Annotated in this window: 14 protein-coding genes; 3 read left to right on the forward strand and 11 right to left on the reverse strand. The window is 39.2% G+C overall.

Annotated elements, in window-relative coordinates; all coding sequences use genetic code 11:
- Window positions 1–9 precede the first annotated feature (9 nt).
- From cbpB to QT711_RS02055, 4 genes are all read right to left on the reverse strand, one after another.
- Complete coding sequence (gene cbpB / locus QT711_RS02040; protein WP_317941817.1) at window positions 10–447, reverse strand: cyclic-di-AMP-binding protein CbpB; 438 nt, start codon at window positions 445–447, stop codon at window positions 10–12.
- A gap of 285 nt (window positions 448–732) precedes the next feature.
- Window positions 733–969, reverse strand: coding sequence for a hypothetical protein (locus tag QT711_RS02045; RefSeq protein WP_317941818.1), 237 nt, complete (start codon window positions 967–969; stop codon window positions 733–735).
- Window positions 970–1,042: 73 nt separating this feature from the next.
- Window positions 1,043–1,801 carry a 2,4-dienoyl-CoA reductase gene (fadH, locus tag QT711_RS02050; RefSeq protein WP_317941819.1) on the reverse strand — a complete coding sequence of 253 codons (759 nt, stop codon included), beginning with the start codon at window positions 1,799–1,801 and terminating at the stop codon, window positions 1,043–1,045.
- 134 nt (window positions 1,802–1,935) lie between these two features.
- The gene (locus QT711_RS02055) at window positions 1,936–3,987 is read right to left on the reverse strand and encodes a putative bifunctional diguanylate cyclase/phosphodiesterase (protein ID WP_317941820.1); all 2,052 of its coding nucleotides are present in this window, start codon (window positions 3,985–3,987) and stop codon (window positions 1,936–1,938) included.
- A 326-nt stretch (window positions 3,988–4,313) separates the two neighbouring features.
- Here QT711_RS02055 and QT711_RS02060 point away from each other — a divergent pair, with 326 nt between their 5' ends.
- Window positions 4,314–4,787 (forward strand): YkyB family protein, encoded by a 474-nt coding sequence (locus QT711_RS02060; protein WP_317941821.1) that lies wholly within the window; start codon window positions 4,314–4,316, stop codon window positions 4,785–4,787.
- Window positions 4,788–4,951: 164 nt separating this feature from the next.
- On the opposite strand, the gene QT711_RS02065 is transcribed toward QT711_RS02060, so the two are convergent.
- From QT711_RS02065 to QT711_RS02085, 5 genes are all read right to left on the reverse strand, one after another.
- Window positions 4,952–5,836 carry an NAD(P)-dependent oxidoreductase gene (locus tag QT711_RS02065; RefSeq protein ID WP_317941955.1) on the reverse strand — a complete coding sequence of 295 codons (885 nt, stop codon included), beginning with the start codon at window positions 5,834–5,836 and terminating at the stop codon, window positions 4,952–4,954.
- Window positions 5,837–5,974: 138 nt separating this feature from the next.
- On the reverse strand, window positions 5,975–7,207 hold the full coding sequence (locus tag QT711_RS02070) for a hypothetical protein (RefSeq protein WP_317941822.1): 1,233 nt from the start codon (window positions 7,205–7,207) through the stop codon (window positions 5,975–5,977).
- Window positions 7,150–8,361, reverse strand: a complete 1,212-nt coding sequence (locus tag QT711_RS02075) for a DUF58 domain-containing protein (protein ID WP_317941823.1) — start codon at window positions 8,359–8,361, stop codon at window positions 7,150–7,152. The genes QT711_RS02070 and QT711_RS02075 overlap by 58 nt, the downstream gene beginning before the upstream one ends.
- Window positions 8,358–9,293 carry an AAA family ATPase gene (locus QT711_RS02080; protein ID WP_317941824.1) on the reverse strand — a complete coding sequence of 312 codons (936 nt, stop codon included), beginning with the start codon at window positions 9,291–9,293 and terminating at the stop codon, window positions 8,358–8,360. Before QT711_RS02080 ends, QT711_RS02075 begins: the two co-directional genes overlap by 4 nt.
- Before the next feature lie 34 nt (window positions 9,294–9,327).
- Window positions 9,328–9,486, reverse strand: coding sequence for an aspartyl-phosphate phosphatase Spo0E family protein (locus QT711_RS02085; RefSeq protein WP_317941825.1), 159 nt, complete (start codon window positions 9,484–9,486; stop codon window positions 9,328–9,330).
- A gap of 185 nt (window positions 9,487–9,671) precedes the next feature.
- On the opposite strand from QT711_RS02085, the gene QT711_RS02090 reads away from it, so the two are divergent.
- Together QT711_RS02090 and QT711_RS02095 are read left to right on the forward strand one after the other, a co-directional pair.
- Window positions 9,672–9,860 carry a YkvS family protein gene (locus QT711_RS02090; protein WP_317941826.1) on the forward strand — a complete coding sequence of 63 codons (189 nt, stop codon included), beginning with the start codon at window positions 9,672–9,674 and terminating at the stop codon, window positions 9,858–9,860.
- A 49-nt stretch (window positions 9,861–9,909) separates the two neighbouring features.
- Window positions 9,910–10,557, forward strand: coding sequence for a hypothetical protein (locus QT711_RS02095; RefSeq protein WP_317941827.1), 648 nt, complete (start codon window positions 9,910–9,912; stop codon window positions 10,555–10,557).
- Between the two features lie 298 nt (window positions 10,558–10,855).
- On the opposite strand, the gene QT711_RS02100 is transcribed toward QT711_RS02095, so the two are convergent.
- Window positions 10,856–11,302, reverse strand: a complete 447-nt coding sequence (locus tag QT711_RS02100) for a MarR family winged helix-turn-helix transcriptional regulator (RefSeq protein ID WP_317941828.1) — start codon at window positions 11,300–11,302, stop codon at window positions 10,856–10,858.
- An 83-nt stretch (window positions 11,303–11,385) separates the two neighbouring features.
- Complete coding sequence (locus QT711_RS02105; RefSeq protein WP_317941829.1) at window positions 11,386–12,816, reverse strand: ATP-binding protein; 1,431 nt, start codon at window positions 12,814–12,816, stop codon at window positions 11,386–11,388.
- Between the last annotated feature and the right edge of the window lie 158 nt (window positions 12,817–12,974).

Here is a 12,974-nt window from a genome sequence, read left to right on the forward strand (position 1 = left end):
TCGAATCGATTATTTTGTGTAAATGTATTTTTTAAACTCTTTTAACATGACTCTTCTTGTCAATATCCCTGCAAATGTCCCGTCTTCTTCCGTAACACATAAAAACGTATGGTTAATTAACAAATCTAGTCCTTTTTGGAATTTATCGGTTGTTTTAATTGTAGGTAAGTCTGTTTGCATAATGTCATCGACTTTTAAGTCTGAAAGCCGTTCGTATTCAATTCGTTCCAATCCTAAAATGGAATCCGTAATCATCCCGATACCAAGTAAACCTCTTAAGTGATTTTTCGAATCAATGACAGGAATGGCAGAATAACCAGTCTTGGTCAGGACGAGAAGGGCGTGTTCAGCATTATTCCCAACTTGCACATGTGCAACTTTCTCAGACGGAATAATATAGTCTGTAATCGGCACATGCAAAAAATCCCTGTTATTTACAGAAATCATAAATGAATCGCTCCTTCGGTTCTTAAGCTGTCTAACAAATCTTCAACACTATCATACCATAAGTGTCTCCCAACAGCGTATCATATTGCGAAAGAGCATTAGAATAAGGGCAAGAGAAATAAAATCAATGCAGGTTTGTTGATTAACTCACTTATTTACAGTTAAACTCCTTCGAACCCGTTGGCTTGCGTTCCGGCGCACGCTTTCCGCGGGGCACTTCCAACGCGTCTGCCTGGAAATAAAGAAAGTAATTTGGACAACCTATACAAAGTGAAAAACCTCTTCTTATGAAGAAGAGGCCCAATAATAAAAAATCACGAACAGAATGAACACAGATGCGACAGCGATCACCCAAATAATCGGATTCACAGTAAAAGGGTTTTCTTCCACAACCTCTGGGATTTGCTGGTCTTTATTGTTCAGTCGAACTACAGGTTCATTCCAATTTCGCACAGATTTCCACCCAATATAAGCGATAATAAGAATGACAATCACAACTGGAACTGTCCAAATATCCATCATACTAGTAAACCTCCCTACTTCATTATGACGTAGGGTGTGCGATTTAATGGAAACAATACTAAAGCAATCCCTATTAGAAAGGATATTGGTTCAACCACTGCCCACCATCTAATGTGACGATTTCCCCATTCATATAAGCTGCTTTATCAGACATAATGAAAGCTGCTAATTCAGCGATCTCTTCAGGTTTTCCTACACGCCCAAGAGGAACGGAATTGATTGTACGTTGAACCGCTTTTTCAGATTGGAACAATTTTTCAGCTCCACCTGTGCGCTCAATAGGTCCTGGTGCAATTCCATTTACCCTAAAGCCGTACTTACGTCCCCACTCGACTGCTAATGTTCGAGTCAACGACATGACACCAGCTTTCGCAGCTGCCGAATGAACAACCCCTGGGCCTGCATCCCATGCATATGTGGCTAACATGTTTAAGATGTTCCCTTTTTGTCCCTTTTCTATCCAATACTTGCCAACAGCACTTGAACAGTAAAAAGTTCCATTCAATACAATGTCAATTACCGCATTCCAGCCATTTGGTGATAAATCTTCAGCTTGGACAATAAAATTTCCAGCTGCATTATTTACAAGTCCATCAATCTTACCGAATTTCTCATCTGCAAACTCAACTAGCCCCTGCACTTGCTCAGTTGACCGGACATCCATCTGATAACAATATGCAGATTCCCCAATTTCTGATTTTGCTTGTTCTAGTTTCGCTTCATCCCGTCCTGTTATTATGACGTGAGCACCCTCTTCAGCAAACTTTCTCGCCATATACTTGCCCATCCCGCTAGAACCGCCTGTTACAATAATGACTTTTTCCTCAAACATGTTACTCCCCCTTTATGAATGAATACTCACTCATAATTATAGCACAATTTTCTGTATATGATATAGATGAACACTAAAAAAGCACATGAAAATGTGTCACTTCTTACACACTTTCATGTACCTCATTTTTTTAGTTAAATCCAGTCAAAATATTGATCGACAATTTGTGAAGCGGGAACGGGTTTGCTAAACAAGAACCCTTGTGCTTTATGGCATGCCGCCGCTTTAAGAATTTTTGCTTGCAACTCTTTCTCCACACCTTCAGCGATAACTTCCATTCCAAGGTTATGGGCTAAGTTAATAATCGTTTTTGCAATTGCTTCGTTCTTCTTATCATGTTCAATGTCTTTTATAAAAGACCGATCGATTTTAATAATATCAATGGGGTATTGCTTTAAATAACTTAAAGACGAGTATCCTGTTCCAAAGTCATCCACTGAAATAGTTACACCAATTGCTTTTAGTTTTTGCAAGGTTAATAAAGTATCGTTCATGTGCATTAATGCTGTTTCCGTAATTTCTACTTCAAAAGAAGAGGCATCTATTTCATGTTTTTCTATTAATTCTTTCGTTTTCAGTGCAAAATCTCCAGATCTGAATTGTTTCGGAGAAATATTTACAGCGATTCGAACCGGACGATATTGTTTGTCTTGCCATTCTTTCAACTGCTTACAAACAACTTCTAGCACCCAATCACCTATCGTATGAATCAGGCCGGATTCTTCCGCTAAAGGGATGAATTCCATCGGTGAAACAAAACCGAACTTTCGATTATTCCATCGTAACAGCGCTTCAAAACTATCGATTTGCCCTGTATTTAAATTTACTTGCGGTTGATAATAAACCGCAAGCTCATTAAATTCAATTGCTCGACGAAGATGGGATTCCATTAAAGCCAAATCTGTAAATGTGCTATTCATATCTTCACGATAAAACCGATAATGGGACCTACCATTCTCTTTTACGTACAAAACAGCTTGCTCAGCCTTCTGCAATAATCCTTCAAGTGATACACCATCATGTGGATAGACTGAAATACCGACTGATGCAGAGATGAAATACTCTTGATGATTGTAATAGAAAGGTTTTGTAAAATCACTGAGAATCCGCTGTACCAATGATTCTGTGCTGTCAATGGAATGGTTCCGGAAAGAGATAATGTATTCGTCCCCTCCATTTCGATACAGCTTACAATCCTTTCTACAAACCATTTTTATTCTGTCGGCAATCATCTTCAGCATTTCATCCGCACCATTGCGGCCAAGAGAATCGTTAATCGTTTTAAAGCGATCCAAGTCTAAATGAATAAAAGACAAATATTCATCACTTTTCTTTGCATAGTCGGCATCCACTTTAAAATGTTCTTTTAATGCACGTCGGTTCCATAAACCCGTCAATTGATCGTGATAAGATAAAAACAATAACTTTTCATTATTCTTTTGATGATAAGAAGTATCGCGCAAAATCAAGTGAATTTCATCAATTGATCCGTTAATTTTTACAGGAATTGCTTTTATATAGGAAGTCACATACTTTCCTTTTTTATGAAAGAATGATATCCCTTCCATTTCTAATGACTCACCGGCAAAAGCCCGTGCGATAAAGTGATCGAATTCCTCTTTCTTTTCATCACTCAAAAGATCGATGACAGAACGTCCGGACAGTTCTTTCATTCGATAACCAAACGCATTATGAACGGATATATTTGCGTACGTAATACGATTGCTGCGATTAATTGTAATAATCGGATCTAAATTATGCTCAATTACTGACATATATTTTTGTTCGAATTCTATACGGATTTTCTGTTCTTCCAATAGCGCTTCTTGTGAACGTAATTCAATCACATACATTTCTTGATAGTGTTCTGAAGCTTGGCGAATGATAATTGACTCAAATATGTGAGCTTGTTCATATATTTCATAAGCGATCTGGTTTTTACTCGTTTGTGTAGAGCACATTGTACCTATCTGTTTACGTAAAGGCGCCCAGAATGGTCCAAAGTAGCTGGCCGCGTCTAGCCCTTCACTTTCTTCAAAAAACCGCTTTGCTTCTTCGTTTGTGGACAGAACCGTCCAATCGTCGCCGTGCATACTGCCGATCAGGATGGCAAGACTGTGAGGATGTTGTTGTAAATATGTACACAGTGTTTCGTCATGATGTTCTTGTACAGTTTTATTCTCCATGTATGCCTCCATGCATGTCGATTGTCTTTTAACGAGCAGTAGGGGGACATCTCTTGCTAAGGGCGATCATTATACATGTTTTCCTACTATTCTACGTTATTTTACAAGTATACCTTTTTATTCGACAAAAAAATAGTGTCTCTACGTAAATTTCTGTAAACGAACCGTAGTACCGTACACATATGTCACGAAGAGTTAAGACGATGATCAATGAGTTTTGGTATTAAATCGTAGCGTAATCTGTGTGAAATTCATCTCTACTTCATTTTAGTTTCAACTATGCTATGATAGGAGGACAGACGACAATATTTGAGCGGAGGATAAAAGTGACTAACGAAGAAAGAATACAGCAATTGGCAATCGCCATCTATACCGTGAACCGACACGCCAAAACAGCTACGAATAATCGTGAGTTGTATACATTGAAAAACAAAGCGATTCAACAACTCCTTCGAAATGGGGATGCCCAAAAAATCGGTTTGCATTTTATTGAGAATCCTCAATTAAGCAAACAAAGCTCAACAGTTCTTGTGGCATGCAGTGATTTTCTCTTTCATACCTTACCAACAAAAGAAGACTTCACATCTCTCCCTCACCTTGGCAATCAAGACCAACAATTCCGAAACCCTCAAATCCATATGAATTTAAAAGCAGCTAAAGAATTGTTGCTATCATTCATTGGTGAAGACTCTGTCGTACACCAAACTCCTCCTAAAAAAAGACCTGCAATAAAGGAACACAAAACCAAACGAATGTCACATACACAACCCTTCCGTTCCTCTTACTTAGATGGGAAGTAAGTGTAGGATCACCAAAGAGTTGACATTGCGTGACGAACATCAAACAGAAAAAAACGCGTAAAAGCAATCGGCCTTTTCCTTTGCTTTCACGCGTTGTTCTATTTTTCACTAATACAAACAGCATGCCACCCTCTGTTTCTTGTACCTTTAACTCCATCTATCAATCAATTCTTATATTTCATAAATAACACTTGAGTACCTTTTTCTCCATACCCTTCCTCTATTAACTCTGCATATAAATCCTTTGCCATTTGAAGACCAGGAAGAGCTACTCCCATCCTATCAGCTTCCTCCAAAGCAATTTTCATATCTTTCACAAAATGCTTTACGTAAAAACCCGGCTCAAAATCTCCTTTTATGATTCGAGGAGCCAAATTGGACAATGACCAAGATCCCGCTGCACCTGTTGCAATGGACTGTAATACAGTATCTAAATCCAGACCCGCTTTCTTTCCATAGACGAGTGCTTCACAAACGCCAATCATGCCTGTCGCAATAGCGATTTGGTTACACATTTTTGTATGCTGGCCAGCCCCTGAAGGACCCTGATACACAATTTGCTTACCGAATAGTTGTAAGAAAGGTAGCGCCCTTTCGAACACTTCTTCAGCCCCTCCACACATAATAGAAAGTGTACCATTTTGTGCCCCAACATCTCCACCCGATACTGGCGCGTCTAGTGTATACAAACCTCTTTCCCTCGCATCAGCATCCATGCGCTGCGCTAACGAAGGGCTGGAAGTCGTCATGTCAATAAACAAAGCCTGAGAATTAGCATTCTCTAAAATCCCGCCACTACCGTAGAACACTTCCTCCACATCAGTTGGGTAACCGACCATCGAAAAAATAACGCTCGCCCCTTCAACCGCTTGCCCAACTGTTTCAGCCCATTTAGCCCCAAACTGAAGCAGTTCCTCCGCTTTTGCTTTTGTTCTCGTATAAACTGTGACTTCATGTCCCGCTTGCAACAAATGCTTTACAATACTTTTACCCATTACACCCGTGCCAATGAACGCTATTTTCGCCTTCTCCAAGTTGACCCCTCCAATATATGTATTACTCTCATTATAAACAATGTTCAACAAAAAAAGGAGGACAAAACCTGAAAAGGTTCTGTCCTCAAAAGGGGGAAATGAGAATGTTGCTGTGTTCAATCATACTATGCCCTGATCATACAAAGGTTAAACCTATTTCGTAAAAAAGTTTTCCTTTATTTTTTCAAGTGCTTGTAAAAATGTGTTTTGCTCCAATTCTGAAGGGATATAGGCACCGTAACGAACATCATTGTAAAGCGTTACAACAAGTACTTCCTGCTTCCACCCCATTCTCGCAAACCATTCAGAGACAGTCTCACCTTGAAACCGAGAAAAATTGTATTTTTTTGCTTCTAACTCAAAACTTTCAAAAGCTTGTCTAACAACATCTCGCGCAATTGAATAATCATACGTTAGTTTAAGAGGACTCACGTTATTCCGCTTTCTCCCTTTAGATGTAAACGTATACGGTTCTTTCTTCTCTATCTGCTTTGTTCTTCGTTTTCTTCTAAACAAGTAAATTGTTGCAGCAAGTAATAAAAAAGCAGTCACCGCAAACATCGTATATTCAAAAATACTTCCTTCGTCCCCAAACACTTTTGCCTCTTCTTGCATTTCAAAATCAACGGCACTCGACTCATCTTCCAATTCCTCTTGAATTTTTGTAGCTTCACGGTTAATATACTCAACAAGCGGACTCGTCGCTTTACCGAACAGCGTGAACAATCCGTTGAATAAAAAACCCATTAACATGAATAATCCAAGACGCACAGGTTTCAAGCCAAATGCGATAAGTGCAAATACTGCACTGCCTAGCCCAATAATGGAGAAGAATATTCGATTGGCATCGACTAATTTAAAATTAGCTAATTTGCGGCTATTACTCCAAATCGTCAACATTCGCACAAAGAAATACAGAAATGTGATAACAAGATAGATGACAACCTGCTCCTGAATCCTAACTCCAGGGTTATCCATTGGAAACAATAACCGAACAAGAACTGTTAGTATGACAAATACAAATGTATTTACGAATAAAAACGGCCAACCATGAATGCGAGAACCATTAAAATTCCCTTGTATCCGCCACAATGCAAACAAGAATATAAACCAGCCGCTCATAAGCGGAACACCTGCAAACAAAACTAGCATCGTCAAACTTAAGGCCAAACCTATACCCAGCCCTATTGAATAATCACGCTTACTAAACAAGAAATAGCTTACAATGCCTCCAAATAACGCAATCAAGATCCATACAAACGCTACAACCGCATGAACTTCTTGTGGAAAGAAAGCAAAAATGTAAGCCAGGAGCGATAACTCAACAATCAAGCGCTCGGAATTACTGAATCGGTTCCTGTCATCTTCAATTCTGGCTTCTCCCATCCATTTTCATCCCTTTCAAAAGAAGTATCGACTGTAACTGTATAACGTCTTTCCCACTGATGAACAATCCTTTGAAACCTTTCTTGAACATGAGAGATAAGTATAATCGTTGGAGAGAGCTGACCTGAACTCTCCATATGTTTCATCATCTCCTCAAAAGGCATTTTCGCATAACGATCTGAAATTTGCGCCATCATTTCCATTACCTCTTGAAAGTGCAATTTTCCAGAGCCACTTGGAATGAACAAGTAGGGTCTTCCTCCCAAAGTACGCAAATTAATGGCAACCGCATAAGGAATCTCATTTTTCGTACAATAATCCGCGTATGCGACAAGCCGTTCAATTTTTGCTTCAAAGTCATGATAACCTCGGTCTTTCTCAAGCGCGTTCATCATCAAAACAATCATTTGTGCACTAATTGGCTGAAATTCTTTCGTCTGCAGTTTTTGCATTCTCGCAGAAGCTGACCAGTGAATCTGATCAAATCGGTCATTGGGCATATAATCACGCGTACCGATCGGTTGGAAAGGATCAACAAACAATGACTGCCGTTGTTGAAATTCTCCTGGTTTAAAAGGCGATGGTGTCAGCTCTCTTCCTAACTTCGTAATTCTTGGGTATACGATACTTTTATAACTGACTACATCTTTTAGTTCCATATTGACTGAACCATCCCCAAACATATGAGGAATTTCCAGCAACACCCTCGTTATTCTTGATTTGCCTCGTTTTTTCCCTTCTAACGGAATACGAATTTCTGTCGTTTCATGACGACCAATTGCAAAAGGAATATAAATATCATAGATTCCACTAAAGTTTTTCATTAACAAATTTTTCGGTGCAACCGAATCTTCCATTGACAAAACAAGTGTGCCGTTCCAAATAGGGACCCTACCGTTCTCAAATTCCATTATGAGTTCTTCGTCATGCCCAATTAAGATTCGTTTTTGTTTCGCTTTGAATCGAACAGTCAACCCCTCTCCAATTTTGGAGAAATAATAATTCTGAAAAGCCAACATTGCAAATACTGAAGCAAAACAAGCCGCTAGTGTAGATAAACCAAACACTGCACAGAGTAGAAATAATGTAAGTGTAAGGAGCATGCCGTTGTAGATCGCCTTGAACCCATGCTCATAGCGGATCCAATTCATCATACAGTCGCCTCAATCGGAGCAGTCACATGATTGACAATTTCATTCAACACTTCCTCTACCGAGCGTGTTAACATACCTTCTGTCGATAACTCCAGTCGATGCAATGCAGCAGGTGCCACAATCGCTTTCACATCATCCGGTGTAGCATACTTCCTGCCTTCTATATATGCTTTTGCTCTAGTGGCTTGTAGGATTGCAAGTGCAGCTCGTGAACTTAACCCAAGTTCCATCATAGGGTGTTCTCTTGTAGCTCGAACAATCTTTAGAATGTATCTTTCAATATCTTCATGGACAGTCACTTCTCCGGCTTCTTTTGCCCATTGACGGACAAGTTGAGCGTCGACAAGCGCTTTTGTTCGAATTTCTCCAGGTTTAGAACCATATTGGCGCAAAATCTCATGTTCTTCATCAAATGAAGGATAATCGATTGTCAATTTAAATAGAAAACGATCTAACTGAGCAGCCGGTAACGGAAAAGTTCCCTGCTGAGATTCAATAGGATTTTGTGTGGCAATGACCATGAATGGAGTAGGCAATTCAATCGTTTCTCCATCAATCGTTACCTGCTTCTCTTCCATAGCTTCCAACAAACTTGACTGTGTACGTGGGGTCGCTCGATTCACTTCATCCGCTAAAAGGATATTCGCTTGTACAGGTCCTGCTTTTAAGACAAACTCCTGTGTTTGTGGATTAAAAAATCGAATACCTGTCACATCGGACGGTAGTACATCCGGGGTGAACTGAACACGTTTAAAAATCCCTTTGAATGTATTGGCAAAACTTTTTGCCATCATTGTCTTACCGGAACCCGGCACACTTTCAAGCAACACATGCCCTCCTTGTAAAAGGGCAATTAACAATAGATCAAATTCCTTTTCTCTCCCCACAACCGCTTCATTCAATTCTTCTCGAAACTCTTGTAACGTCACCATTTTACATAATCCTCCCTATTCCCCTAATCATCTATTATCCCGGCAACTCGTCTATTGTTTGGAGCGCATTCAATAAACGATCAAGTTCTTCACTCACTTCAATCGTCTCTTTAGAAGAAATCCCCTTTTCTAACGCTATCGCACTCAACTCTTGACGCGTCAATTCGATTTGTTCTTCCAATAAACATCTCATGCGCTAGCCTCCCGAGAATAATAGTTTTAAAAGTCTAGTATAACCTATTTTACAAATAATTAGAAACGTTTTAACAATCTCGTTGTTTCTTATGAAATTGCACAATTTTTTGAGTGAAAACCTTTACGAATTGAACATTTTAAGGCACACTATAAAAGATAATCTGTTTAAGGAGCTGGCGAACTATGAAAATCGCAGAAGTTGGCAACATTATAGAATTCAGAGATGGTTTACAAGGGATTGTTGAAAAAGTAAATGAGAACTCTGTCATTGTCGATTTGACATTCATGGAAAACTTCGATGAACTTGAGCTGGAAGAAAAAACAGTTGTCAACCATAAACGGTATACAATTATTCATGGAAGTGATCAGTGAAACGTTTCAGCCAATGATACGTCCAATTAGTAAATGGGAGGGATTATGAATGAAGATTAAATTTAAAATTTTATACACCGGGCTTGCCGCAACCCTACTCCTTGCAGCATGCGGCACAGAAAGCAACAATGAAGAACCCGCTAAAGAAAAACAAGAACAGTCGGTCAATCCTTCAGAGGAAAGTTCGACTGATGAGAGTACGACAACTGACGGTACCGAGGAAAGTGGTAGCGACGATTCAGAAACTTCTTCTTCGGACTCTTCCGATGAGCTGGCAGATGCTACGTTGACAGAAAGCGATGAACAACCCTATGCACTTAAAGTGTTACCTGGCTACACATTAACAAGTGAAGAGCCTGGCCGAGATAGCTTGTACTCAAATACCAATGAGTCAGCGTTTATGCGCATTGAAACTAAAACTGCAGAAGATGGCTTGTATGATTACCTTGCGGAAAATATGCAAGAAGTTTTAAAAGCCTCAAGTGATGGAGTTGAACCCGAAGAAGTGAATGATGTCTACACTAACTCCAACGAGGGTGTGTCAAACGTTCAAGCTTTTAAAGTAGAAACCGCTACAGGTCCCGTCACAGGAGTGCTTTTTGAAAAAGGGGATATGATTGTCAGATTGACAATTTTTGATGCTCAAGATGGAGAATTTACAAATGATTTTCTAAAAATGGGCGAAACCATTCAATGAATAAAGGAAAGAGAGTGGGACAAAACTCTAAATAGACCGTTACTCTGCGCTCCAAAAGGCACGCTTTCCGCGGGGCGCGCTTGAGCCTCCTCGTCCGCTGCGCTTCCTGCGGGGTCTCAACATTCGCGCTACAATCCCGCAGGAGTCGGCCTTTTTCCGCTCCGATTCACTCATGATTCGAAAAGAAACATTGGAAAAATATAAAAAAACTGCATGACGGCGAATTAGCTACCATATTGCAGTTTTTTTATGTTATGTCCCAGCCTCTTTTTAAGTATGATTAATAATAAGTTCGACTTTAAGATAAATCCCTAACTGATAAGCCTAATTTTTTTATAAGATGAATTGCATGTTCTTGTTCTTCAGCACTAAGTGTCGACATGATTCCAGCAATATTCTCTTCATGGGAGGGAAAGATCTCTTCAATTAACGCTGTACCTGCTGGTGTAATCGACATATACGTAATTCTTTTATCCTCCATACTGGAAACCCTTTCAAGGAGTCCTCTTTTTTCAAGCTTATCTACAACATATGTCATAGACCCACTTCGTAATAAAATTTTTTGACCAATTTTTTGAATAGGCTGCCTTCCTTTGTGATGCAACAATTCTAATACCGCAAATTCAGTTGGATTTAAATCATAGGTTTCAATTAACTTGTTCGCTTCTTCCAAGACGACTTTGCTTGCCCTCGAAAGGACAATAAATAACTTTAATGCACGGGCCGTATCCTTACCATTCGCCATTATTCAAATCCACCTTCTATTATTCCTTAACTCTGTGACACTATTATACTGTTCAGTTGAAGGAAGTGTCAAAATATCCATTGTTATGAAACAATCGTCCGTTTGCAATTCATCATTTCGTTAGCAGCCTCATTCTTTTTTGGCAATGTCAACACGAATTTTGTCCCGATTTCCAGTTGACTTTCTACCGCAATCGTTCCTCCATGCTCTTCTACTGTCTTCAAGACGAATGGTAAACCTAAACCTGTACCACCGGGCTTTGAGCTAAAAAAGGGCATGAAAATTTGATTCACTTGATGCAAGGTCATTCCTTTGCCTGTATCTTTAATTGTCAACATTAATTTTTTGTCTTCTTCTGAAAGCTGAATTGTCAAAATCCCACCGTGTTCCATCGATTCCAGGGCATTCTTGAAAAGATTCAATAAGACTTGTTTAAATTTATCTGGGTCACCATGCAGAAGTGGACTTTCCTTTACACGAATATCGGTATCAATTTCAATTCCTTCCATAAGTGCTTTTGGTTGTAACACTGCCACCATTTCATCTACTAGAATTTCCAGTGAAAAAATACTCTTCTTCTTTACAGACGGTTTTGACAGCACTAGCATTTCTCCCAGAATCGATTCCATCCGATCGATTTCATCTTCAATAACGGATATATACCGTTTTGAATCGTCTGAAGCGGATGCTTTTAATAACTGTGTAAATCCTTTTAACGTTGTTATCGGGTTACGAATTTCATGCGCAATGCTCGCTGCAATCTGACCAACTGCTGATAGAGATCCTGAATGTGCCAATTGGACTTGAAGGTTCTCTTTTTCTGTTGAATCGGCCATTTGAATAATATACATATTTGTTTCTTGATCGTAATACGTAGTAATATGATAATGACGCGTATCTTCCTGTGTCCGTTGGTACGATTTAAATGTTTCTACACAACCTTGTCTTTTCACAGTTTCACATAATTCCGCAAAGTTATTGGTATTTCTAGAATCGATGATGGAGAGGACTGTAGAAATGTTTTCGCCAATCAGTTCTTCCCGTCTTCGGTTGATGAAAACAGTATGCATGGCGTTAACGTCCCTAATGATTCCCTCCTGGTCCACGAGGAGGATGAAGTTGGATGATTGGTTAAATGCATTAACATATGTTTTCATTGAGGGGAGCATTTGAAGATGAACAGCATCAAACATTACGATCATTTTATTAACATCAGGAACAAAGAGTAACTGCATATCCACAGGATGCTTTTCGGTTAACATGACTTTCTTCGGCATCATTTCCATCATCATGCATCCTGATCGTTTAGCTTTACGCGTAAATTTTTCGAAAGCTTCATACGATGATGCATCTAGTAATTGGACGATATTTCGATTCGTTACACTGTCAAAACACAGTTTGAATGCTTCATTTTCATACAGGACGTTTCCATCCATATGCAAGATGAGACCCGGTCGAAGGCTGTCATCCACTAGGAACGACAAACTTTTTCTCGTTTTTTCAAGATCACTCAATTTGATACCTCCTATGTCATTTGTAGACAATATGAGCAATGAATAGATTTGATGAGAAGAAATACATTTTTAATAATTATCTTTATTTTTGATTATTTCATATTCCTACACACATTAAAATAGTCACATATAACTAATTACACGTATCAAGACACACT

Source organism: Sporosarcina saromensis, from assembly GCF_033253735.1.
Lineage (GTDB): Bacteria > Bacillota > Bacilli > Bacillales_A > Planococcaceae > Sporosarcina > Sporosarcina saromensis.